Annotated in this window: 23 protein-coding genes and 1 other RNA gene; 8 read left to right on the forward strand and 16 right to left on the reverse strand. The window is 73.5% G+C overall.

The features are described from left to right. Nucleotides 1–71 precede the first annotated feature (71 nt). On the reverse strand, nucleotides 72–1,421 hold the full coding sequence (locus GA0070616_RS05135; protein WP_091077078.1) for a glutamine synthetase family protein: 1,350 nt from the start codon (nucleotides 1,419–1,421) through the stop codon (nucleotides 72–74). Between the two features lie 187 nt (nucleotides 1,422–1,608). On the opposite strand from GA0070616_RS05135, the gene GA0070616_RS05140 reads away from it, so the two are divergent. From GA0070616_RS05140 to GA0070616_RS05150, 3 genes are all read left to right on the forward strand, one after another. After that, nucleotides 1,609–3,372: an NAD+ synthase gene (locus tag GA0070616_RS05140; protein ID WP_091077081.1), complete on the forward strand. Its 1,764-nt coding sequence runs from the start codon at nucleotides 1,609–1,611 to the stop codon at nucleotides 3,370–3,372. 126 nt (nucleotides 3,373–3,498) lie between these two features. Continuing rightward, nucleotides 3,499–4,344 carry a 3-methyl-2-oxobutanoate hydroxymethyltransferase gene (panB, locus tag GA0070616_RS05145; RefSeq protein WP_091077085.1) on the forward strand — a complete coding sequence of 282 codons (846 nt, stop codon included), beginning with the start codon at nucleotides 3,499–3,501 and terminating at the stop codon, nucleotides 4,342–4,344. Between the two features lie 89 nt (nucleotides 4,345–4,433). Further along, nucleotides 4,434–4,940, forward strand: coding sequence for a hypothetical protein (locus GA0070616_RS05150; protein ID WP_091077088.1), 507 nt, complete (start codon nucleotides 4,434–4,436; stop codon nucleotides 4,938–4,940). Nucleotides 4,941–5,052: 112 nt separating this feature from the next. Here the strand turns inward: GA0070616_RS05150 and npdG are convergent, their stop codons facing one another. The 4 genes from npdG to GA0070616_RS05170 all read right to left on the reverse strand — a co-directional run bounded on the left by npdG (nucleotide 5,053) and on the right by GA0070616_RS05170 (nucleotide 8,470). Beyond that, nucleotides 5,053–5,751, reverse strand: a complete 699-nt coding sequence (npdG, locus tag GA0070616_RS05155; protein WP_091077091.1) for an NADPH-dependent F420 reductase — start codon at nucleotides 5,749–5,751, stop codon at nucleotides 5,053–5,055. Nucleotides 5,752–5,887: 136 nt separating this feature from the next. Then, entirely contained in the window at nucleotides 5,888–7,321 is a 1,434-nt protein-coding gene (locus tag GA0070616_RS05160) for an RNB domain-containing ribonuclease (RefSeq protein ID WP_091077094.1), read from the reverse strand. 68 nt (nucleotides 7,322–7,389) lie between these two features. Beyond that, entirely contained in the window at nucleotides 7,390–8,190 is an 801-nt protein-coding gene (locus GA0070616_RS05165; protein WP_245712661.1) for a histone, read from the reverse strand. Between the two features lie 79 nt (nucleotides 8,191–8,269). Beyond that, nucleotides 8,270–8,470, reverse strand: coding sequence for a hypothetical protein (locus tag GA0070616_RS05170; protein WP_091089931.1), 201 nt, complete (start codon nucleotides 8,468–8,470; stop codon nucleotides 8,270–8,272). 193 nt (nucleotides 8,471–8,663) lie between these two features. Here GA0070616_RS05170 and GA0070616_RS05175 point away from each other — a divergent pair, with 193 nt between their 5' ends. Genes GA0070616_RS05175 through GA0070616_RS05185 form a run of 3 tightly spaced genes read left to right on the forward strand, consistent with a single transcriptional unit; the run spans nucleotide 8,664 to nucleotide 10,332 of the window. Beyond that, on the forward strand, nucleotides 8,664–8,897 hold the full coding sequence (locus tag GA0070616_RS05175) for a hypothetical protein (RefSeq protein ID WP_091077098.1): 234 nt from the start codon (nucleotides 8,664–8,666) through the stop codon (nucleotides 8,895–8,897). Nucleotides 8,898–8,957: 60 nt separating this feature from the next. Then, nucleotides 8,958–9,467: an NUDIX hydrolase gene (locus GA0070616_RS05180; RefSeq protein ID WP_091077102.1), complete on the forward strand. Its 510-nt coding sequence runs from the start codon at nucleotides 8,958–8,960 to the stop codon at nucleotides 9,465–9,467. Further along, nucleotides 9,460–10,332: a nucleotidyltransferase domain-containing protein gene (locus GA0070616_RS05185; RefSeq protein ID WP_091077105.1), complete on the forward strand. Its 873-nt coding sequence runs from the start codon at nucleotides 9,460–9,462 to the stop codon at nucleotides 10,330–10,332. The genes GA0070616_RS05180 and GA0070616_RS05185 overlap by 8 nt, the downstream gene beginning before the upstream one ends. Before the next feature lie 11 nt (nucleotides 10,333–10,343). On the opposite strand, the gene GA0070616_RS05190 is transcribed toward GA0070616_RS05185, so the two are convergent. From GA0070616_RS05190 to rnpB, 5 genes are all read right to left on the reverse strand, one after another. Further along, entirely contained in the window at nucleotides 10,344–11,210 is an 867-nt protein-coding gene (locus GA0070616_RS05190) for an AraC family transcriptional regulator (RefSeq protein ID WP_091077109.1), read from the reverse strand. A 145-nt stretch (nucleotides 11,211–11,355) separates the two neighbouring features. Then, entirely contained in the window at nucleotides 11,356–11,592 is a 237-nt protein-coding gene (locus tag GA0070616_RS05195) for a DUF6289 family protein (RefSeq protein WP_091089935.1), read from the reverse strand. Nucleotides 11,593–11,785: 193 nt separating this feature from the next. Next, nucleotides 11,786–12,733, reverse strand: a complete 948-nt coding sequence (locus GA0070616_RS05200; RefSeq protein ID WP_245712662.1) for a GNAT family N-acetyltransferase — start codon at nucleotides 12,731–12,733, stop codon at nucleotides 11,786–11,788. 204 nt (nucleotides 12,734–12,937) lie between these two features. Then, complete coding sequence (locus tag GA0070616_RS05205) at nucleotides 12,938–13,264, reverse strand: hypothetical protein (protein ID WP_091077117.1); 327 nt, start codon at nucleotides 13,262–13,264, stop codon at nucleotides 12,938–12,940. 46 nt (nucleotides 13,265–13,310) lie between these two features. After that, nucleotides 13,311–13,724: RNase P RNA component class A (gene rnpB / locus GA0070616_RS05210), an RNA gene on the reverse strand. Between the two features lie 187 nt (nucleotides 13,725–13,911). On the opposite strand from rnpB, the gene GA0070616_RS05215 reads away from it, so the two are divergent. After that, entirely contained in the window at nucleotides 13,912–14,673 is a 762-nt protein-coding gene (locus GA0070616_RS05215) for a sulfite exporter TauE/SafE family protein (RefSeq protein WP_091077119.1), read from the forward strand. Between the two features lie 63 nt (nucleotides 14,674–14,736). Here the strand turns inward: GA0070616_RS05215 and GA0070616_RS05220 are convergent, their stop codons facing one another. From GA0070616_RS05220 to GA0070616_RS05240, 5 genes are all read right to left on the reverse strand, one after another. Further along, complete coding sequence (locus tag GA0070616_RS05220) at nucleotides 14,737–15,960, reverse strand: bifunctional RNase H/acid phosphatase (protein ID WP_091077123.1); 1,224 nt, start codon at nucleotides 15,958–15,960, stop codon at nucleotides 14,737–14,739. Nucleotides 15,961–15,963: 3 nt separating this feature from the next. Further along, nucleotides 15,964–16,698: a zinc ribbon domain-containing protein gene (locus tag GA0070616_RS05225; RefSeq protein WP_091077126.1), complete on the reverse strand. Its 735-nt coding sequence runs from the start codon at nucleotides 16,696–16,698 to the stop codon at nucleotides 15,964–15,966. Beyond that, nucleotides 16,695–17,522 (reverse strand): Nif3-like dinuclear metal center hexameric protein, encoded by an 828-nt coding sequence (locus GA0070616_RS05230; RefSeq protein WP_091089939.1) that lies wholly within the window; start codon nucleotides 17,520–17,522, stop codon nucleotides 16,695–16,697. The genes GA0070616_RS05225 and GA0070616_RS05230 overlap by 4 nt, the downstream gene beginning before the upstream one ends. A 111-nt stretch (nucleotides 17,523–17,633) precedes the next feature. Next, nucleotides 17,634–18,206, reverse strand: a complete 573-nt coding sequence (locus tag GA0070616_RS05235) for a flavoprotein (RefSeq protein WP_091077130.1) — start codon at nucleotides 18,204–18,206, stop codon at nucleotides 17,634–17,636. A gap of 16 nt (nucleotides 18,207–18,222) precedes the next feature. Continuing rightward, on the reverse strand, nucleotides 18,223–19,452 hold the full coding sequence (locus GA0070616_RS05240; RefSeq protein WP_091077134.1) for a helix-turn-helix domain-containing protein: 1,230 nt from the start codon (nucleotides 19,450–19,452) through the stop codon (nucleotides 18,223–18,225). Between the two features lie 249 nt (nucleotides 19,453–19,701). Between GA0070616_RS05240 and GA0070616_RS05245 the strand changes: the two genes are divergently transcribed. Next, complete coding sequence (locus tag GA0070616_RS05245) at nucleotides 19,702–20,373, forward strand: bifunctional DNA primase/polymerase (RefSeq protein ID WP_091077137.1); 672 nt, start codon at nucleotides 19,702–19,704, stop codon at nucleotides 20,371–20,373. A gap of 314 nt (nucleotides 20,374–20,687) precedes the next feature. Here GA0070616_RS05245 and GA0070616_RS05250 read toward each other — a convergent pair whose 3' ends face one another. Continuing rightward, nucleotides 20,688–21,410, reverse strand: coding sequence for an FAD:protein FMN transferase (locus tag GA0070616_RS05250; protein ID WP_091089942.1), 723 nt, complete (start codon nucleotides 21,408–21,410; stop codon nucleotides 20,688–20,690). Nucleotides 21,411–21,441 lie beyond the last annotated feature (31 nt).

Below are 21,441 nucleotides of genomic sequence, written 5' to 3' on the forward strand. Positions count from 1 at the left end.
CCGACGCCACCAGCGGCAGTCCGGGCGTCGGCCCACCGGGCCGGACCGCCCGATCGGCCGGCGGGTGCGAGCTACAGCGACAGGTAGTGCTGCCGCTCGTACGGGGTGACCTCGCGGCGGTACTGCTCCCACTCGGCGCGCTTGTTGCGCAGGAAGAAGTCGAAGACGTGCTCGCCGAGCACCTCGGCGACCAGTTCCGAGCCGGCCATCACGTCGATCGCCTCGGACAGGTTCTCCGGCAGCGGCTCGTACCCCATCGCCCGACGCTCGGCGCTGGTCAGCGACCACACGTCGTCCTCGGCACCCGGCGGCAGCTCGTAGCCCTCCTCGATGCCCTTCATCCCCGCGCCGAGCAGCACCGCGAAGGCCAGGTACGGGTTGGCGGCCGAGTCGGGCGAGCGGATCTCCACCCGGGCCGAGTTGGGCTTGCCGTACGCGGGCACCCGGACCAGCGCGGACCGGTTCAGGTGGCCCCAGCAGACGTACGCCGGGCTCTCGGTCACCCGATCCGGCAGGGCCTGCGGGAACAGCCGCTTGTAGGAGTTGACCCACTGGTTGGTGACGGCGGTGTACTCCCGGGCGTGCACCAGCAGGCCGGCGATGAAGGCGCGGGCCACCTTGGACAGCTTCATCGGGTCACCGGCGTCGTGGAAGGCGTTGCGCTCCCCCTCGAACAGCGACAGGTGGGTGTGCATGCCGCTGCCGGGCTGGTCGGTGAACGGCTTCGGCATGAACGTCGCCTGCACGCCGGTGGACAACGCCACCTCCTTGACCACGTGCCGGAACGTCATGATGTTGTCGGCGGTGGTGAGGGCGTCGGCGTACCGCAGGTCGATCTCCTGCTGGCCGGGGGCCACCTCGTGGTGGCTGAACTCCACCGAGATGCCGATGCGCTCCAGCGCCAGCACGGCCTGCCGGCGGAAGTCGCGCGCCACGGCGTGGGTGGTGTGCTCGAAGTAGCCGCCGGTGTCCACCGGGATCGGCACCGACCCGTCCCACGGGCCGTTCTCGAGCAGGAAGAACTCGATCTCGGGGTGGGTGTAGAAGGTGAAGCCCTTGTCGGCGGCCCGGGACAACGCGCGGCGCAGCACGTGCCGCGGGTCGGCCCAGGAGGGGCTGCCGTCGGGCAGCAGGATGTCGCAGAACATCCGGGCGCTCTCGCCGCTGACGCCGCCCTCGAACGGGAAGACCTGGAACGTCGTCGGGTCGGGCATGGCCACCATGTCGGACTCGAACACCCGGGCGAAGCCCTCGATGGCCGAGCCGTCGAACCCGATGCCCTCCTCGAAGGCCGCCTCCAGTTCGGCGGGGGCGACCGACACGCTCTTGAGCGTGCCGAGCACGTCGGTGAACCACAGCCGAACGAACCGGATGTCCCGCTCTTCCAGCGTACGGAGGACGAACTCCTGCTGACGGTCCACTTCCACCCCTCGCGACACTGTTGTCCGCTTCGACCGGGCTCGCCCCGGCCTGACCGACCAGTCTCCACCGGCCCGATTACGCAGACGTTACGCGACCACGGCCGGGTCGTCCCGCCGTGGTCCCGGGTGGTCCGGGTCTCCCACTGCCCAACGTGTCGCCTCCGGCCGGCTGGGGCAAGATGAGGACATGCCCACCCTGCGTCTCGCCCTGTGCCAGGTGAATCCGAGTGTCGGAGACCTCGCCGGCAACGCCGAACTGGTCCGGTCCTGGTCCCGCCGCGCCGCCGACGCCGGCGCCCAGCTCGTGGCGTTCCCGGAGATGGTGCTGACCGGGTATCCGGTGGAGGATCTGGTCTTCCGCCGGTCGTTCGTCGCGGCGTCGAGGGCCGCGCTGGACCGGCTCGCCGGCGACCTCGCCGCCGACGGCCTGGGCGACCTGCCGGTCGTGGTGGGCTACCTCGACGCCGACGGTCCGCCACAGATCGCCGCGGACGCCGAGCCCGGGCGGGGGGCCCGCAACGCGGCCGCCCTGCTGCACCGGGGTGCCGCGGTGGCCACCTACTTCAAGCACCACCTGCCCAACTACGGCGTGTTCGACGAGGACCGCTACTTCGTCCCCGGCGACGAGCTGACCGTGGTGCGGGTCGGCGGAGTCGACGTGACGCTGACCATCTGCGAGGACCTGTGGCAGGCCGGCGGGCCGTTCGCCGCCGCCCGGCAGGCCGGCGTGGGCCTGGTGGTCAACATCAACGGTTCGCCGTACGAGTTGAACAAGGACGACATCAGGCTGCCGCTGGTGCGTCGCCGCGCCGTCGAGGCGGGGGCCACCATCGCGTACGTCAACATGACCGGCGGCCAGGACGAACTGGTCTTCGAAGGCGACTCGATGATCGTCGGGGCGGACGGCGGGCTGCTGGCCCGGGCCCCGCAGTTCGTCGAGCACCTGCTCGTGCACGACCTGGAGCTGCCCGGGGCCACGGGCGACGGGGTGGGCGACGGCGAGGAGCTGACCGACGGGCTGCGGGTGGTCCGCCGTACCGTCGACACCCTGCCGGCGGCCCCCACGGGCCCGGCGGCGACCGGCGGGACCATCGAGCCGGTGGCCGACGAGGCCGAGGTGTGGCACGCCCTGGTGCTCGGGCTGCGCGACTACGTCAACAAGAACCGCTTCCCGTCGGTGGTGCTCGGTCTCTCCGGCGGCATCGACTCGGCGGTGGTCGCCGCGCTCGCCGTCGACGCGCTCGGCCCGAGCCGGGTGGTCGGGGTGTCGCTGCCCAGCCAGCACTCCTCGGAGCACAGCCGGGCCGACGCGGCCGACCTGGCCACACGCACCGGCCTCGACTACCGGGTCGAGCCGATCCAGCCGATGGTGGACACCTTCCTGGCGAACATGTCGCTGTCCGGCGTGGCGGTGGAGAACCTCCAGGCCCGGGTGCGTGGGGTGATCCTGATGGCCCTGTCGAACCAGGAGGGCCACCTGGTGCTCACCACCGGCAACAAGAGCGAGCTGGCAGTGGGCTACTCGACCCTCTACGGCGACTCGGTCGGCGGCTACAACCCGGTCAAGGACGTCTGGAAGACCCTCATCTGGCGGCTGGCGAAGTGGCGCAACGTCGACGCGGTCCGGCGGGGCGAGACGCCGCCGATCCCCGAGAACTCCATCGGCAAGCCCCCGTCGGCGGAACTGAGCCCCGGCCAGCTCGACAGCGACACCCTGCCCGACTACGACGTGCTCGACCCGATCCTGATCGGCTACGTCGACGGTGACCTGGGCCGCGAGGGCCTGGTCGCCTCCGGCCACGACCCGGCGGTCGTCGACAAGGTGCTGCGGATGGTGGATACCGCCGAGTACAAGCGCCGCCAGGCCGCGCCGGGCACGAAGATCTCCATGAAGGCCTTCGGGCGGGACCGCCGGCTACCGGTCACCAACCGCTGGCGCGAGGACGGCTGAGCGTCCCGGACGACAGAGCCCGGGAGTGAATTCCTCCACTCCGCACTGCCGCGGGTCGACCGGATGGTGCGACGATCGCGGCGGAACCCGGGGACCGCGTACGCGGCCTCGAGGAAGGAGAAGACCATGGTGGAGTCCACCCCTGCCGAGGTGACCGCCCTCTACGGCGGCCCGGCTACCCGACGGGTACGCACCCGCGACCTGCTCGCCGCCAAGGAACGCGGCGAGAAGTGGTCGATGCTCACCTCGTACGACCAGTACACGGCGTCGATCTTCGACGCCGCCGGCATCCCCGTGCTGCTGGTCGGCGACTCGGCGGCGAACAACGTGTTCGGCTACGAGACCACCCTGCCGGTGACCGCCGAGGAGCTGCTGCCGCTGGTCCGGGCCGTGGTCCGGGCCACCCGGCAGACGCTGGTGGTCGGCGACCTGCCCTTCGGCTCGTACGAGGAGGGGCCGACGCAGGCGCTGCGTACGGCGGTGCGGTTCATGAAGGAGGGCGGCTGTCACGCGGTGAAGCTGGAGGGCGGCCGGCGCTGCGCCGACCAGATCGCGGCGATCGTCGGGGCCGGCATCCCGGTGATGGCGCACGTCGGGTTCACTCCGCAGAGCGAGCACGCCCTCGGCGGATACCGGGTGCAGGGGCGCGGTGACGCCGCCGACGAGGTGGTCGCCGACGCCCGCGCCGTCGCCGAGGCGGGCGCGTTCGCGGTGGTGCTGGAGATGGTGCCCGGTGAGGTCGCCAAACGGATCACCGCCGACCTGCCGATTCCCACGGTGGGCATCGGAGCCGGTCCCGACACCGACGCCCAGGTGCTGGTGTGGCAGGACATGGCCGGGCTGCGGACCGGGCGGGCACCGCGTTTCGTCAAGCGCTACGCGGACGTGGCGGGTGCGTTGTCCCAGGCGGCCCGCGCGTTCGCCGACGAGGTACGCGGCGGCGAGTTCCCCGGCCCCGAGCACACCTTCTGACGGCGTCGCGGCGGCGGCCCGCTACCCGTGGGACCGCCGCCACGACCCGGGGCAGCAGAGCCTCGCATACGCGGTTAAGGTACCCGCTCGTGATCAAACTTCGTGTTCTTCCTGCTGTTTTCGCCTGCGTCTCTCTCCTGACCCTCTCCGCCTGCGGTGGGGAGGACGAGTCGACGACGGCCGGCTCCACCCCGTCCGGCGCCGCGACGTCCGCCGCCGCCGAATCCCCCTCGGCCGCCCCCGCCACCTCGGCTGCCGTCGAGACCGTGACCGACAAGAAGCTCTGCGAGTCGGCGGAGAAGGCCAGCGCCGACCTGAGGGCCAGCTTCATCAAGGTCATGTCCTCGGGCGAGGAGCCGTCGCCGGCCGACTTCCAGAAGCTCTACGACGAGCTGGAGAAGGAGATGTCCGCCGTGGCCGCCAGCGGTGGTGCCGACAGCGAGGTGGCCGCCGCCCTGACGGCGTTCGGCGCGGAGGCCGGCAAGGCGGCAGCCGCCGCCGACCCCGCGGCGACCGCCGACAACCCCGCGTTCGAGAAGGCCGGCACGGACATCACCGCCGCCTGCAAGAAGGTCGGCGTCAGCGTCAACTTCTGATCACCCTGCACGATCGCGGCCCGCCGGAACTCCGGCGGGCCACAACCATGAGCGGACGTCGGCCGCTGCGTGGGCCGACTGTCGCAGCACGCCCGGTTGCCGCTGTCGCAGATCAGAGGTCGGTGACGCGGATGCCGGCGTGAGCCTTGTAGCGCTTGTTGATGGCGATCAGGTTGGCCGTGAACGCCTCGATCTGGTGGGCGTTGCGCAGCCGTCCCGCGTAGATGCCCCGCAGGCCGGGGATCCGCGCGGCCAACGCGGCGACCACGTCGACCAGTTCCCGGTCCTCGGTGCAGATCAGCACGTCCAGCTCGATCCGGTCGATCTCCGGGTCGGCCAGCAGCGGGGCGCTGACGTGGTTGAACGCCGCGCAGACCCGGGAGTTCGGCAGTAGCCCGGCGGCCTGCTGCACGGCGCTGCCCTCGGCGACGGGCAACGCGTAGGGGCCCTGCTTGTCGAAGCCGAGCGGGTTCACGCAGTCGACCACGATCTTGCCGGCGAGCGGTCCGGCGAGCGCGGCGACGGTGGCGGCGTGCCCGTCCCACGGCACCGCGATGATCACCACGTCGCTGCGCCGGGCCACCTCGTCGTTGTCTGCGCCCGTGACGCTCACGCCGGCCGGCACACCGGGCAGAGCGGCGATCTCCGCTGCGGACCGCACGGCCCGCTCGGCGGAGCGGGAACCGATCAGCACGGTCTGCCCGGCCCGGGCGAACCGGTAGGCCAGGCCCCGCCCCTGGTCTCCGGTGCCGCCGATGATGCCGACGGTGAGCCCGGACACGTCGGGCAGCGTGCTCGCGTCGTATGCCATGGTCGTCATCCTCGCAAACCCGCCCGTCCGCAGGCAGTGCCGGGCGCTGTGACAATGTCCGCCGCCGCTCCGCTCAGTCCGCCGCCCGCCTGCGTTCAGGCCGCCGCCCGCTCCGCTGAGCCTGCCGCCCGCTCCCTCACGGGTGCTCGAAGACCACCTGGCGGGCCGTGGGGTCGGCCCTGACGAGTCGGACGCGCACCCGCTCGCCCAACGGCAGCTCGCCCACGCAGCGGGCGCGCACCGGCGGGTCGTCGAGCGCGACGGTACCGCCGAGCGGGCGGCCCGGCCGGGCCCTGCCGTCGGGCGGGACGTCGACGTCGAGCACGGCCGCGTCGAAGGTCTCCCCCACCCGGTGCTCCAGCAGCACCGCCTCCGCCAGCTCGATGGCCCCGCGGGTGGCGGCACCGGCGGTCCGGTCGGTCGCGGCCATCGTCTCGGGCAGCTTCGGCAGCGCGGCGCGGACCCAGTCGGGCACCTCGCGGCCCTCGTGCAGGGCCAGGCAGACCTCCGTGGCGTACCGATCGACCAGTCGCCGCAGCGGCGCCGTGACGTGGGCGTACGCGGCGGCGACCCCGCCGTGCGCGGGCTGCTCGGGCAGTTCGCCGTCGAACGCCGTGTACGCCGCGCCACGCATCAGCTCGGCGGCCTGGTCGACGAACGCCGCCGTCCGGGGTCGGGTCGGGTCCAGGGCGGCGATCACCTCGCCGGGGCCCGCCCCGTCCGGCCAGTGCACGCCCAGCGGAGCCGCGGCGGCCCGCAGCCGCTCGACCGCCTCGGGCTTCGGCGGTGGCATGGTACGCAGCAGCCCGATCCGCCCGGCCAGCATGAGATCGGCGGCGGCCATGCCGGTCAGCAGCGAGATCTGCGCGTTGTGTTCCTCCATCGGCGCGGGCCCGCGCAGCACCAGCCGCCAGCCGTCGCCGTCGGCCTCGACGTCCTGCTCCGGCAGGGGCAGGTTGATCGCGCCCCGGCTCAGGGCCCGCGCGGTGAGCAGGGTGCCGATCTCGGGCAGCAACGCGATCGGTTCGGGCAGCCGACCGGCGTCGGCGTCGGCCTGGACACCGGCGTAGTCCAGCTTGGCCCGGCTGCGCACCAGCGCCCGTTCCAGCCGCACGTCGACCATGTCGCCGTCGGCGTCCAGGTCGACGGTCCACACCACGGCGACGCGGTCGACGTCGGGCAGCAGGCTGGCCGCGCCCTCGCTGAGGGTGTGCGGATGCAGGGGAACGTTGCCGTCGGGCAGGTAGACCGTCTGCCCGCGCCGCCAGGTCTCGGCCTCCAGGGCACCGCCGGGGCGTACGTGGGCGGTCACGTCGGCTATCGCGTACCGCACCCGGAAGCCGCCACCCGGGCGGCGGCCGAGGTGCATCGCCTGGTCGAGGTCCCGCGACGTGGGCGGGTCGACGGTGACGAAGGGGATGTCGGTGCGGTCGACGGAAGGCCGTGGCGGGGCGGCGGCAGCGGCGTCGGCCTCACGCTGCGCCGCGTCGGGGAACGTCTCGGGCAGTCCCAACTCGCGGCGCAGCGCGCCGAAGTCGATGCGGGGCGCGGTGACACGTCGGATGACCACGGGACCCATCCTGACAGCGCGCCGCCCGGACCGCCCGCCGGAGCGCCGCGTCTCGGTAGGCGGCGCGGTCAGCCGGTGGCCTTTCGCGCGGCAGCCCGGCCACCACGCGGCGGGGTGGCCCGGGCGGCTGCGGTGCGGGCGGGTGCCTTGCGGGCGGTGACCTTCTTCGCCGGGGCCTTCGCGGCGGTGGTCCGCTTCGCGGCCGTGGTCTTCTTCGCCGCCGTGACCTTCGGGGCCGCGGTGGTCTTCGCCGTCGCCGTCCTGCGGGCGGTGGTCCGCTTCGCCGCCGTCTTGCGGGCGGCGGCCTTCGTCGCCGCCGACCTGGCGACGGGCGCGTTCTTCGCGGTGGCCTTCCGGGCTCCGGCAGCAGGACGGGTCGTGGCGGTGTTGCGGGCGGCGGCCTTCTTCGCGGGGGCCTTCTTCGCCGCATCGGGGCGGGCTGCCGTCGTCTTCTTCGCCGTCGTCTTCGCCGTCGCGGTGGTGTTCTTCGCCGCCGTGGCGACCTTGCGGGCGGCCGTCGAGGTCTTCCCGGTCGCCTTCCGCGCCGTCGCGGTGGTCTTGCCGGGTGCCTTCTTCGCGGCCGAGGTGGTCTTCGTCGCCGCCTTCTTCGCCGGGGCCTTCGCCGCGACGGTCTTCTTCGCGGTCGTTCCCTTGGCCGCGGTCGTCTTCTTCGCCGCCGCCTGCTTCGCCGGGGCGGTGGCGGTCTTCCTCGCCGGGGCGGACCCGGCCGTGGACCTGCCGGCCGCCGTCGCTGGCGAGCGACGCGTGGGGGCGGTCCGGCTCAGGCCGGCGGTGCGCTCCGTCGCGGCGGTCTTCCTCGCGGGCGTACGCTTCGCGTTCGGGCGGGTGGCCTGTTGTGCTTCGGCCATCTCGGTTCCCTCCTTGGGGACGTGCCTCCGCCCTCGCGGAGCACACGGCGTGCCTCGACGCGGGCCCCTCCCGCGTCGTCTACCTGTCCTCCCCGGCCCAGCGGGCGTCCTCGGCCTCCCACACTTCGTTGCGCTCCCGCACCTGTTGCAGGGCGTTCTCCGCGTCGGCGGCAGAGGCGTACGGCCCGAGGACGTGCCGCGCGGGGCACACGTCAGCACCGGATTCGACCCGGTGGTGCCGCGTGCACCAGTAGAAGCGCCCACGTCCGCTGTCGCTCATGGGATCACTGTGCACCGCGAACCGGCCTTCCGCCACCGGAACACCGCAAGTCACCGGGCGTCTCCACAGTAGATGCGCCCGGTGTCGGCCGGGCCGCAACAGCGAAAGTCACCCGACCGGGGGCACGGGGCACGGGGCACGGGGCACGGGGCACGGGGCAGCCGGATGTTGCGCCGATGGCCGAGAGTTTCCCGTGTGGGAGCTGCGCCGGGTCGCCGCAGGTGTGGCGGGCGTCGAGGTGCTGTCCGTGCGGCGGGACGGGTCGCCGCCGACGGCGGGGACGCGGCTGGTTTTCCGGGTCCGGGTCGACAAGACGGCGTCGTCGCTGTTCGGCTGGCAGCGGGCCCGGTCGTCGGGTTGCTTCGCGCAACTGGTGCGGACCGGGTCGGAGCCTTCCGGGCTGGAACGCCTGCCCTGCCCTGCCTGACGGCCCCGCCCGGCCGGGTCCCGTCCGAGGGCGTCGCGGCACGCCCGATATGGTCGCCCGATGCCGGTTCCTGACTACATCCTGCGGATGCGCAAACACGTCGGACACGACCTGCTGTGGCTGCCGAGCGTCAGCGCCGTGGTGTGCAACGACGCCGGTGAGCTGCTGCTCGCCCAGCAGGCCGACGGCGGGCGCTGGTCGGTGGTGAGCGGCTTCGTCGAGCCCGGCGAGCAGCCGGCCACGACGGTGGTCCGCGAGGTGTGGGAGGAGACCGGGCTGGACGTGGAGCCCGTCCGGCTGAGCAGCGCCGTGTCGCACCCGCACAGCTATCCCAACGGCGACCGCTGCGAGTATCTGAACCTCGGGTTCCACTGCCGCCTGCTCGGGGGTGAGAACCGTGTCAACGACGACGAGTCGCTGGCCGTGAAGTGGTTCGCCCCGGGGCGGCTGCCCCGCCTCGACGAGCACGCACGGCTGGTGATCCGGCACGCACTGGGGCCGCAGGCCCCCACCTTCTTCCTGCCGGCCGGCACCGACTGGGGCGAGCCGGGCAACGACTGGGATGACTGAGGATCACCCGACCGGCACCTGGTCGGGCCACGCGGGACCGGTCGTCCAGCACTATCTGGACGACCTCGTGGCGTCGGCCGGCGACGTGCTGGGTGCCGGACTGGTCGGTGCGTACGCGGCCGGTTCGGTGGCGTTGGGGGCCTACCAGCCGGGGCGCAGCGACGTCGACGTGGCCCTGGTGTGCGCCGACCCGCTGGACCCGGCCGTGGCGCGGCGGCTGGTGGCGCGGCTGCGGCACGAGTCCCTGCCCTGCCCGGCGCGCGGGCTGGAACTGGTCGTCTACCGCCGGGAGGTGGCCCGCCGCGGTGCCCCGGAGCCCGGCTTCGAGGTCGAGTTGAACACCGGTGCGGCGGTGCCGTTCCGCGCGACCTACGACCCCGCCGATCGGCCCGCCGCCGACGGGTCGTTCTGGTACGGGCTGGATCGCAGCATCCTGCACCAGAGCGGGTGGGCCCTGCTCGGCCCGCCGGCCGCCGCGACGTTCACCGACCTGACCCCGGCGGACCTGCGGCGGCTGCTGGTCGACGCCCTGCGTTGGTGGCTGGACCGGCCTGTCCCGCCCGGGGACGGGCCGGCGCCCGGCGCGGAGGACGCGGTGCTGGGCGCCTGCCGGGCCTGGGTGCGGCTGCGCCACGGGGTGTGGCTGGACAAGGCCGCCGCGGGCCGGCGGGTCCTCGCCGACGCCGCGGCGGCCCGGAGTCCGGGCTCCGCCACCCGGCCCGGCCACCACCCGCTGGTCGACGACGCGACCGTCGGGGTGGTCGCGCGGTCCGTCGCCGCCCGGAGCGGCGGCGTGCCGCCGAGCGGCCCGCAGGCCCGCGCCCTTCAGCGTCGGGTGCTCGCCGAGCTGGGCGCGGGCCACTGAGCGCAGCGCCGTCAGGCGGCTGCCGGTTCGACGGGGATCCACAGCTGTGCGTCCACGTGCCCGCCGTCGGCCGAGATCCGGCTGCGGGAGATCTCCGGCCCCGGCCGCGAGCGGTACGGGTTGGACGGGAACCACTGGGTGAAGACGTCCCGCCACAGGTGCTGCACCGCCTGCGGGAACGGTCCGGAGGTCTCGAACACCGCCCAGGTGCCCGCCGGCACGGGCAGCACGTCCAGGTCGTCGGGGACGTCGGCGCCGGTCACCGCGCCGTACCAGTAGTCGAGTTCGGTGCCCTCGGCCCGGCCGTCGGCCACGCCGTCGCTGACGTTGACGACGCCGGCCGGCTCCTGGTCCGACAGTGCCTCGATCCGTTGCCGGGTCTCGGCCGGCAGGCCCTTGACGAACTCCACGATGGCCGGGTTCATCCCCTCGTGCACCAACGGCACCCGGGCCTTGCGGCCGACCAGGTGAAAGCTGTCCTTCTGTACGATGCGGTACCGCATGCTGGCGCTCCCTTCGACGGTCAGGCGGAAGGACATCCGGGGCTGGGCGCGCAGCGGCGCTCCCGTACGGCGGGCCTCGCCGGGGCCGACGCCATGCACGGCCCGGAACGCCCGGGCGAACGCCTCGGCGGAGCCGTACCCCCAGCGGACGGCGATGTCGAGCAGCGTGCGCTGGCCCGCGACCACCTCCGCGCCCGCGACGGTGAGCCGACGACGGCGCACGTACTCGGACAGCGGGACCCCGGCGAGCGCGGAGAACAGCCGCCGGAAGTGGTACTCCGACGTGACGGCGATCCGCGCCAGCTCGGCGGCGTCGACCGGCTGGTCGAGGTGCCTTTCGATGTGGTCCATGGCCTGGTTGAGCCGCTCCAGCACCCCGGCCTCCTTCCCTTACGCCGACCACGCTAGGTGGGCGCGGGGGCGGCCGACCCGACATGTCGTGCCCGGTCCGGTCGGGTAGTCGGCCTGGTCGGGCCGGCCGCCGCCGTGGTGGCCGGGGGCCGGCCCTCGAGGGGAACCGTCAGCGGCAGGGAACCTCGGTGAAGCTGACGTGGGCGGTACGGGTGCCCCAGTTCGCGCGGTACCCGTCGCAGTCCTCGTAGAGGGCGCCGACGATCGTCGTGCGGGACGAGTCCGAATAGTAGTACGTCGTGCACTGCCAGTCGATCATGCAGGCTCGGGCCTGGGCGGGTGCGCCGGGCAGGAGGGCGAAGATGCCGGCGGCGACGGTGGCCGCGGCGAGCGTACGACGGATCATGTCAATCCCTTCGACGGGCGGACCGGTCGCCGGTCGGTCGACCGATCCATCGATCATAGGGGTCCATCGATGCAAGCGCTGGTGATCGAGTGCTTCAGCCTCCAGAGGAGGCGGCTTGATGGTGGAGGGCCTGACGGTAGGCCCGTACCTGGGTACCGGATGCAAGCCCGCGTGTCTCCGCCCGACGCCCGGCTCAGGTGGCGACGGTGCGGTGCAGCCGGAGGAAAGTCTCGGTAAATCCCAGCGTCGGCCAGGTGCGCGAGGCGAGCAGGTTCGTCACCCGCCAGTCCGTCACCACGCTGTCGAACCCGCTGTCGACAGCCCAGTCGATGACGGCCGCGCCGAGTGCCCGCCCCGCACCCCTGCCCCTGGCGTGGGGAAAGACGGCGGCGAAGCCCAGGAATCCGGCATTGTCCAGGCGGGCCAGGCTCAGGTGCGTGCTCGACTTCTCCAGGGCGCAGCCGATGGCCGAGCCGAGCACGTCACCGTCAACCTCGGCGACGAACGTGGCGAAGCCGTCGTCGGCGAAGCTCTCCTCCCACTCGGCCAGGTTCTCCTCCAGCGTCGACACCACGCCCGACGAGAACGTCGGGGACGCCCCCTGGTGGCGGGGCAGTTCGAGGTCGAGTTCGGCGAGTGCCCTGATGTCCGCCCGAACAGCCCGACGCACCGTCAGCCCGTTCAGTTCGCCGCCGGCTCGCGTCCTGACCGCAGGTCGGACCCCGTGGGCATGCTGCTGGCCGAAGCCGAGTCGGAACCAGGCCCGGACCAGTTCCGCGTCGTACGCCGGCACCAGCACGTAGTGGGCGGTCCGACCCTCCCCGACCCACCGGGCCGCCGCCATCGCGTACAGGTCACGCATCACCTCCCCGTCGGTCGCCGCCAGACCGGCCGCCTCCACCCAGACGTTCGGCCCCCACAGCGGTGAGGACTTCGGGGCTCCGAGGACGAACCCGACCGGCACACCATCGCGCAGCGCCACCGCACCCGACGCGTCGGTCGTCTCGAACGCGGCGGTCACCTCGCGCACCGCGGCGCCCACCTCGCAGAACCGCACGGACAACAGCGGCTCGACCATCAGGTGCCGGCGGTGCCGCTCCGCCAGCAGCGCGCCGCACGCGGCCAGATCAGCGGACTCCATCGGCCGTACGGTGACTCGGGACATGGCCCGGGACGGTACCCACTCGCCGCCGGGTTGGCATCGGGTTTTTGCAGCGAGCGACGGCTATCGGAATGTCGCCGCTCAGCTACTCACCACCACCGGCGACAACCCTACGCGCCGACCTCGCCGCTCTCGCCCCGTTGATGACCTGACGAACAAAGGCACGGCGGCAGCGCCGCCGCGTCAGCGCTCACCGTGCTTGCCGAGTTTCGCGAGCAATCCGAGCACTCCAGCGCCGATGACGAGACCGATAACGGCGAAGGCAAGAGTCTGAACCAGCCAGTGAACGTCGCTCAGTAACGAGCTGGCCAGCCAGGCGCAGAGAAGACCGGCCGGCAGCGCTGCAACCAACGCCACGACAGTCGCCGTGAGTCGCTGCCCGCCCGTGGCATCGGGGTATGTATTGAACCTGCTGCTCGGAGACCGACCCTGCTGCGTCATGTCGTCCCAACTACCCGAGACATGGCCTTCGCGAAACTCGTTACCAACGAACGCAATGACGACCGGCACCGGAGCCAGCTCAGGACCTTGATCAGGTCTCTGAGCTGGTGGGCGACGGACGAGTCGACCTGTACGCCGGATTCTGTGCCCGGCGCGTACCTCGGAAGGCACGCGCCGGCGGCGGCCATCCATCTCGGCCTGCCGTCGCCGGCAGGCTCCTGCGGCCTACCCGCAGACATCGGGCGGGCCACCCTCAAGCGTCTGCGCAGGTCGTCATCATTGCGGTGACGGCCCTTCTTGGCCTTGCTCCGGGTGGGGTTTACCGAGCCACCCCGGTCACCCGGGGTGCTGGTGGGCTCTTACCCCACCGTTTCACCCTTACCGTCCCCGTCGGGTCGGCGGTCTGTTTTCTGTGGCACTGTCCCGCGGGTCGCCCCGGGTTGCCGTTAGCAACCACCCTGCCCTGTGGAGTCCGGACGTTCCTCGGCGGCGGGCCGCAGCCCGCCGACGCGACCGCCCGGTCGACTCGTCCGTCGCGTACCTATCCTAACGACGCGTCGCCGCCCGCTATTGCCGCCCTCGACGCACGTTGCGCGCATGGCCGGCGCGCACCGCACCGAGCAGCCACCCGGCACGGGAGCCGCCCGGCCCGGGGGAAGCCACCGGGGCGGTGACCGGGCGGGGTGGGTCGCAGCGGGGCGACTAGCCTCGGGATCATGGAACTCGCCGACGCCGCGCTGCTGCTCACCGCCGGGTTGGCCGCGGGCACGGTCAACGCGGTCGCCGGGGGCGGCTCGTTGATCACGTTCCCGGCGCTGCTCGCCGTGGGGCTGCCGCCGGTGCCGGCGAACGTGAGCAACTCGGTGGCGGTCTTCCCCGGCTACGTGGCCGCCGTGGCGGGCAGCCGGGTGGACCTGCCGCGCGGGCGGATCCTGGCCGCGCTGGTGCCCACCGCCGTGCTCGGCGCGATCGGCGGGGCGGTGCTGCTGCTGGTCACCCCGGCGCGGGCGTTCGAGCTGGTCGTACCGTTCCTGGTGCTCGGGGCCACGGCGGTGCTGGCGTTCCAGGATCCGCTGCGCCGCCTGGTCGGCCACCCCCGGGACCTGCCGCCGCGCCGCCGGGCCCTCACGGTGCAGGCGATGGTCGCGCTGGGTGCCGTGTACGGCGGTTACTTCGGTGCCGCGCTCGGGGTGATGCTGGTGGCGGGTCTGGCCCTGGTGCTGGACGCGACGCTGGCCCGGGTGAGCGCGATCAAGAACCTGCTCTCGGCGGTGGTGGGGCTGACCACGGTGCTGGTGTTCGCCCTGGTGGGGCCGGTGAACTGGGCGGCCGTGGCGGTGGTCGCCCCGGCGACGCTGGTCGGCGGGTACGCGGGCGCCCGCCTGGTCCGCCGTCTGCCCCCGGTGGTCCTGAAGACAGTCATCGTCGTCTTCGGCACCACCATCGGTCTCCACCTGCTCCACCGCGCGTTGACCTGAACCACCGGGGCGGCTGTCTGGAACACGCTGGTCAGGAACCCGCTGGACGCCCGGCGGGCCGGCTCAGACGTCGGTGAGGTGGCCGGTCTCGTTGACCGAGCGGACGGCGATGCCGCCGTCGGGCCACGTGTCGAGCACCGAGATGCCGGCGGCGTCCAGGTAGAGGCGGTGCAGGAAGGCGTCGGGGGCGGCCAGGGCGTCGCGCAGGATCAGCTTGATCGGCGAGACGTGCGACACCACCACGACGGTCTCCCCGGGGTACGCCGCACACAGCTCCCGCACCACCCGGGCGCTGCGGGCCGCGACGTCGGTGAACGACTCGCCGTCGGGCGGGGCCACCCTTGTCGACGCCAGCCAGGCGTCCAGCTCGCCCGGCCAGCCCTCGCGTACCTCGGCGAAGGTGCGGGACTCCCAGGCGCCGAAGTCGCACTCGATGATGCCGTCCTCGCGGCGCACCGGGACCCCGCCGAGGGCCCGGCTGATCGCCTCCGCGGTGGCCGTACACCGGGACAGGGGTGAGCTGACCACGGCCGCGACCGTCGGGGCGAGCGCGGCCACCCGCGCGGCCGTGGCCCGCACCTGAGCCTGGCCCCGGGTGGACAGCGGCACGTCGCCGCGCCCCGAGTAGCGCCCCTGCTCGGTGTACTCGGTCTCGCCGTGGCGCACCAGGATCAGCCGGGTGGCCGTGAAGGTGGGCCGGGGCTCCCAGGAGGCCGGGACGGTGGCGGGGTCGCTGCCGGCGGTCTTCGCGGCCCGGCCGGCGGCCCGGCCCGCCGCCTCACGGGCCGCCGCGCGGGCCGGCGAGTCGGGCCCGGCGATCTCGCGGGGCGGCTCCACCACCCGGGGCGGCTCCACGACCGGCCGCGCCGGGGTCCGCCCGGCGGCGGCGTCCATCGCGGCGTTGGCGAGGGCGTCGGCGTGGGTGTTGCGGTCCCGCGGGATCCAGGTGAACCGGACGGCCGTGAACCGGTCCACCAGCGCGGCGGCCTGCGCGGCCAGCGGACGCAGGCCGGGGTGCTTGATCTGCCAGCGGCCGCACATCTGCTCGACCACCAGCTTCGAGTCCATCCGCGCCTCGACCTCGGCGGCGCCCAGTTCGGCGGCGGCCTCCAGCCCGGCGATCAGTCCCCGGTATTCGGCGACGTTGTTGGTGGCGGTGCCGATCGACTCGGACCGTTCGGCGAGCACCTCGCCGGTGGCCTGGTCACGGACCACCGCGCCGTAGCCCGCCGGGCCCGGGTTGCCCCGGGACCCGCCGTCGGCCTCGACGACGACGCGCGGTGCCACCGGCTACCGTCCCTCGGTGCCGCGCACCATGATCCGGCGACACTCCTCGCAGCGCACCACGTCGTCCGGCGCGGACTTGCGGATGCGGGCGAGGTCGGCTCCGGACAGGTCGAGCCGGCAGCCGCCGCACCGGCTGCCGGTGAGCAGGGCCGCACCCAGTCCCGTGTCGGCGCGGATCTTGTCGTAGAGCTGCACCAGGTCGGCGGGAAGGTCACCGGCCAGCGGCTGGCGGGCGGTGCGCCTGAACTCCTCCTCCTTGGCGATCTCGGCGAGGCTGGCGTCGCGGCGCTGCTCGGTGGCCTCCCGCTTCTCGCGGGTTTCCGTCAGCCGCCGCTGCACCCCGTCGAGGACGCCCTGGGCGGTTTCCCGCTGTTCCATCAGCTCCAGCTCGGCGTCCTCCAGGTCGCTCTGCCGACGGTTCAGCGAGGCCAGTTCGTGCTGGAGCGCCTCCAGCTCGCGGGCCGGGCCAGTGCCGGCGGCCAGCCGGGCCTCGTCCTTGGCCTTGCGGGCCCGCACCTGTTCGACGTCCTTGTCCAGCCGGGCGATGTCGCGGTCCAGGTCGTCGACGGTGACCTGGGCACGGACCCGCTCGTCCTCCAGGGCGGACAGTTCCCGCGCGAGGGCCTCCAGCTCGGCCAGTTCGGGCAGCGCGCGGCGGCGGTGCGCGAGTTGGGCCAGGGCGGTGTCGATCGCCGCCAGGTCGAGCAGGCGGTGTTGGACCTTCGGGTCAGCCTTCACAGTCGGGGCTCCTTGTCGTCCGCCGCGGGTGGGGCGGCGTGTACGGTCCACGGGTCGGTGTCCAGGTCGGACACCAGCGTCTCGACGCCCGGGGCCTCCCGCAGGATGGCGGCCAGGTCGTCCAGCCACGGTCGTTCGGTCGCCCAGTGCGCGGCGTCGATCAGGGCGGGGCCGTCGGCGGCGACGTGTTCGCCTGCCGGGTGGTGCCGCAGGTCGGCGGTGAGGTACGCGTCCACTCCCGCAGCGGTCGCCGCGGCGAGGAAACCGTCGCCGGAGCCGCCGCTGACGGCGAGGGTACGAACCCTACGCCGGGGGTCACCGGCGGCGCGAACGCCCCACGCCGTCACGGGCAGCACGGCGGCGGCGTGCCGGGTGAGTTCGGCGAGCGTCATCGGCGCGGGCAGTTGGCCGATCCGGCCGATGCCCCGGCCGGGTCCGGCCGCCGGGGAGCCGGGCACCGGCGGGTGCAGCGGGCGCAGGCCGGTCAGCCCGAACCGGGCGGCGAGGGCGTCGGAGACACCGGGGGCGGCCACGTCGGCGTTGGTGTGCGCCACGTACAGGGCCACGTCCGCCTTGATCAGTTGGTGCACGATCCGGCCCTTGTACGTCGTCGGGGCCACCGACGACACCCCGCCCAGCAGCAGCGGATGGTGGGCGACGATCATGTCGACCCCGGCGGTGAGCGCCTCGGCGACGGTTTCGGGCACCACGTCGACCACGCAGAGGACCCGGCGTACGGGGGCGGACGGCTCACCGAGCACCAGGCCGACCCGGTCCCACTGCTCGGCCCAGCCGGGCGGGTAGCGCCGCTCCAGTTCGGCCATCACGTCGGCGACGGTCGGCGCGGCTGCGGTTGTGCTCACGGCCGGTCAGCTTACCGGCGCGCCACGCGGGACACGGGCGGCGGGCACGGCCGTGTCCCGCGCGGCATGGCGTCAGGCCGCCGTCGTGACCCGCTGTCGGTCCCGCAGCGCGTCGAGGGCGGCCTCCCAGGGGAAGGTGTGCAGGTGCCGCTCCCCCGCGCCCGGCGCGTGCAGCGGGAAGACGTGTTCGCCGAAGACGACCGTGGTCCCCCACTCCGCCAACCGGGCGAGGCCGGCCCGGAACGCCGGGTGCGCCGCCATGGCGGCGTTCGTGTAGGGCACCGCCACCACCGGGAGCCCTCGGCCCTGCCCCTCGAACAGCAGTCCCAGGGCCAGCGTGTCGGTGATCCCGGCGGCCCACTTGTTGACCGTGTTCACCGTCACCGGGCAGACGATCATCGCGTCGGCCGGGGGCAGCACGTCGGGGTCGCCCGGGTTCTTGTAGTACGTACGGACCGGGTGGCCGGTCTGTCGGGCCAACGCGACCCGGTCGACGAACTTGGCCCCGTCCGGCGTGGTGACCACGCAGACGTCCCAGCCGTCCTGTTGGGCCAGCTCGACGAGCCGGCCGACGTGGCGGGCCAGCGGCGAACCGCAGGCGATGACATAGAGCACCTGGCGGCGCCCGGCGTGCGGATCGGCCATCACGATCGCTCCGCGCTCATACTCCGACTCCCATGTGCTCAGCCAACTCCGCTACCGGAGAAGGCGGCGCACCCCGTGTGCGACGGAGGATGTCCGCCATCACCTCGTGGGCGATGGGACGGCACCGGATCTCGGACGGGGCCAGCCGGTCCCCGCGCAGCAGCATCTCGCCGGCGGTGGCGAGGTTGCCGATCTGGGCGTAGCCCCGGGCGAGGTCGAGCAGGTGGTGGGCACGCCGCTCGGGCAGCAGGCCGTTGAACGCCGGCTCCTGGATCCGCTGCTCGTGCACCTGCACCGCCCGGCCGCCGTCGCCCAGTTCCACCGCCGCGGCGGCCCGGTGCAGTTCCACGTTGGTGGGGCCGAACGACGTCCAGTAGTGGTTCTGGTCGCCGCCGAGCAGGTCCGCCGCGTCCCAGGCACCGTTGATCAGGTCGTCCACGGTCGCCGAGTCCCCGACCCGCGCGGCGGCCATCGCGCCCTGCAACAGCAGCATCCCGTAGACGGAGAGTCGTTCCGGGGTGGCGTCGTTGCTTCCGCCGGGGGCGAGCCGGTTGGCGATGGTGACGTTGAGTTCCAGGGCCGGACGGGGCCGGCCCATCGCGACGAGGGCGTTGCAGACCCGGGTGGTGGCGATGCCGGCCAGCAGTGGGTCGTCGGCCCGCTGGGCGACCGCGATGGACCGGTCGGCGGCCAGCCAGGACAGGTCACACTCGCCGAGCTTGCGCAGCACCGAGGATGCGATCTGGTAGACCTGCCCGAGCAGGTGCGCGGCGGCCCGGGACTGCTCGCCCTCGTGACCGGCGTCGGCGGCCTGGGCGTCCCGCAGCAGCTTCGGCAACGCCCGGGTGAGCATCCCGTAGCGGCCGTACTGGTAGGTCAGCCAGGCGTGGGTGACGGCCTTGCGCAGGTCGGTCAACGGCGGCGGGTAGGGCGCGGCGTCGAAGTAGGCGCTGATCGAGTCGTACCGTTCCAGGGCGGCCCGGATCTCCTGGACCTCGACCTGGTCGATGCAGTTGAGCGCGTCGGTACGCCGCTCCGGGTCCTTGCCCAGCAGCAACTGCACGTCGAGTTCGAGGATGTCGGCGATCTCGTAGAGGACGGAGAACTTGTCGAGGCGGCGTACGCCGCGCTCGACCTTGTCGACCCAGCTCTTGGACTTGCCCAGCCGGTCCGCGAAGACCTGCTGCGACATCTTCCGCCGCCCCCGCCAGTAGGCGACCCGCCGCCCTATGGGTAGCTCGTCCATCTCGCCATTCCTTCCCTGCGGGGCGCGGTCGGACGGGTCGACGGGCCCGGTCGGTGGGCGCGGCGATCCGTCCGTATCTCGGGTTTTCGCTGGTCGCACAGGTTGTGCGTCAGCCGTCCGGGCAGTTCTCGTACTTTTCGTGCAAGTTGCATCGGCCGTTCGTCAGCTCAACGATCGCGGGTTACGGCAGTGACGGTGTTCGACATGCCACCTGGGCCCGACCGGGCCCGTCGAGGGGAGATGACACACATGTGGGGGAACGTGGGACCGCGCGTCGCACACCTGTCGCCGCTGGAACGGGTCCGCCTGCGAAGGGTCGCCGTGCGCTACGCGCTGCACGGCTGGGAGGTCACGCCTGGGGCCTGCCTCGCCCGCAGCCGGTTCGTGTGCGGCCGTGCCGGCTGTCCCACGGTCGGCTGCCACCCGGCCCTGGAGAACTGGGAGCACGTGGCCAGCGCCGACCCGGCCCGGGTGGCCACCTGGTGGCAGGCCCGACCGCACGCGGTCCTGCTGCCCACCGGCCGGGCCTTCGACGTGCTGGAGGTGCCCGCGCACCTGGGCCGCCACATGCAGGACGCGGTCCGGGCCCACCCCGCCGGGCCGGGCGTGCGCGGCCCGGTGCTGGTGACCCCGACCGGGCGGTGGATGTTCCTGGTACGCCCCGGCGACCCGCTGCGGCCCGAACTGGAACACTGCTTCCAGGTGGTGCGGCACGGGCCCGGTTCGTGGATCGCGGCACCCCCCACCCGGCTGCCCGAGGGGTCGGTGCGCTGGGTCGTCGCCCCCGAGCAGGTCCGCTGGCGGCTGCCCGACTCCTACCTGGTGCAGAACACCGTCGTCGGCTGTCTGCGCGCCGCCGGCGTCACCCTGGCCCCGGACATGGTGCCCGGTCACCTGCCCCTGCCCCGACGGGGTCGGTAGCCGGCGGGCCAACGGGCGGGGCCGGCAGGTGGTGGGCCGGCAGGTGGTACGCCGACATCCGGTGTGCCCGCCGGCAGCGTCGTCCGGGGGGCGGTGCTCGTTAGGCACCTCGGAGGCGCACACGCGCCAGGAGCGGGGGTCCGATGTCCACCGACGACACCATGCGCCAGCCCGGCGACGCCGAACCGCACCGTCACCACCGACCGCGTCGCCGCTGGTCGCACACGCGGCCCCTGGGCACCCGCCCGGGCCGGCCCCGGCCACCCGGCGCCCGCCCCGCGACAGGCCACCGCCCGAACCGCTGACCCGGCGGCTCACTCCGCCAACGGCAGGTCGCGGGAGTGCAGGCAGCGGCCGTCGTCGGTGACCACCGCGTGGCGGTGCCCGGCGAGACGGTCCAACCAGCCGATCCCCGCCCCGCCCATCGCGACGGCGGCGGTGGCGTACGCGTCGGCCACTCCCAGGTCGGCACCGACCACGGTGACCGAGCGCAACCCCCGGGCCGGTGCCCCCCGACGCGGATCACGGACGTGGTGGCCCCGCTCGTACACCCCGGAGGTGGCCACCGCCAGGTCGGTGCCGGTGAGCACCAGACAGGTCGAGGTGGCGTCCCACGGGTGACGGATGCCGACGCGCCACGGCCGACCGGTCGACGACAGCCCGCGTACCCGCACGTCACCACCCGCGTTCAGGCAGTGGTTCGCCACACCGGCGGCGAGCAGCCGGTCCGAGGCGACCTGCGTCGCCCAGCCCTTGACGTACCCCGACGGATCCAGCCCCCCGGTGGCGTACGCGTCGAACCAGCCGTCGGTGGCGGCCCACAGGTCGGCGCAGCGCTCCAGCACGGCCCGCAGGTCGGCCGACGCCCCGGCCAGCGGCAGCTCGCCCCGGTCGAAGCGGCACACCTCGCTGTCGGCCCGGTAGGTGCTGAACCGGGCATCCACGTCACGCAACCAGGCGAACACCTCGTCGGCCAGCCCGGCCAGCTCGGCGGCGGGCCGGTCGTCGGCCAGGTCCAGACTGATCGCCGTACCCATGACGTGCTCGACCCGCCGCAGGCCCGGCCGG

The organism is Micromonospora nigra (assembly GCF_900091585.1).
GTDB classification, from domain to species: domain Bacteria; phylum Actinomycetota; class Actinomycetes; order Mycobacteriales; family Micromonosporaceae; genus Micromonospora; species Micromonospora nigra.

Coding starts and splice junctions, on each gene's coding strand:
- GA0070616_RS05140 (WP_091077081.1), top strand. CDS start 1,609: ATGCCCACCCTGCGTCTCGCCCTGTGCCAGGTGAATCCGAGTGTCGGA.
- panB (WP_091077085.1), top strand. CDS start 3,499: ATGGTGGAGTCCACCCCTGCCGAGGTGACCGCCCTCTACGGCGGCCCG.
- npdG (WP_091077091.1), bottom strand. CDS start 5,751: ATGGCATACGACGCGAGCACGCTGCCCGACGTGTCCGGGCTCACCGTC.
- GA0070616_RS05165 (WP_245712661.1), bottom strand. CDS start 8,190: ATGGCCGAAGCACAACAGGCCACCCGCCCGAACGCGAAGCGTACGCCC.
- GA0070616_RS05170 (WP_091089931.1), bottom strand. CDS start 8,470: ATGAGCGACAGCGGACGTGGGCGCTTCTACTGGTGCACGCGGCACCAC.
- GA0070616_RS05180 (WP_091077102.1), top strand. CDS start 8,958: ATGCCGGTTCCTGACTACATCCTGCGGATGCGCAAACACGTCGGACAC.
- GA0070616_RS05185 (WP_091077105.1), top strand. CDS start 9,460: ATGACTGAGGATCACCCGACCGGCACCTGGTCGGGCCACGCGGGACCG.
- GA0070616_RS05195 (WP_091089935.1), bottom strand. CDS start 11,592: ATGATCCGTCGTACGCTCGCCGCGGCCACCGTCGCCGCCGGCATCTTC.
- GA0070616_RS05200 (WP_245712662.1), bottom strand. CDS start 12,733: ATGGAGTCCGCTGATCTGGCCGCGTGCGGCGCGCTGCTGGCGGAGCGG.
- GA0070616_RS05215 (WP_091077119.1), top strand. CDS start 13,912: ATGGAACTCGCCGACGCCGCGCTGCTGCTCACCGCCGGGTTGGCCGCG.
- GA0070616_RS05230 (WP_091089939.1), bottom strand. CDS start 17,522: ATGGCCGAACTGGAGCGGCGCTACCCGCCCGGCTGGGCCGAGCAGTGG.
- GA0070616_RS05235 (WP_091077130.1), bottom strand. CDS start 18,206: ATGGCCGATCCGCACGCCGGGCGCCGCCAGGTGCTCTATGTCATCGCC.
- GA0070616_RS05240 (WP_091077134.1), bottom strand. CDS start 19,452: ATGGACGAGCTACCCATAGGGCGGCGGGTCGCCTACTGGCGGGGGCGG.
- GA0070616_RS05245 (WP_091077137.1), top strand. CDS start 19,702: ATGTGGGGGAACGTGGGACCGCGCGTCGCACACCTGTCGCCGCTGGAA.
- GA0070616_RS05250 (WP_091089942.1), bottom strand. CDS start 21,410: ATGGGTACGGCGATCAGTCTGGACCTGGCCGACGACCGGCCCGCCGCC.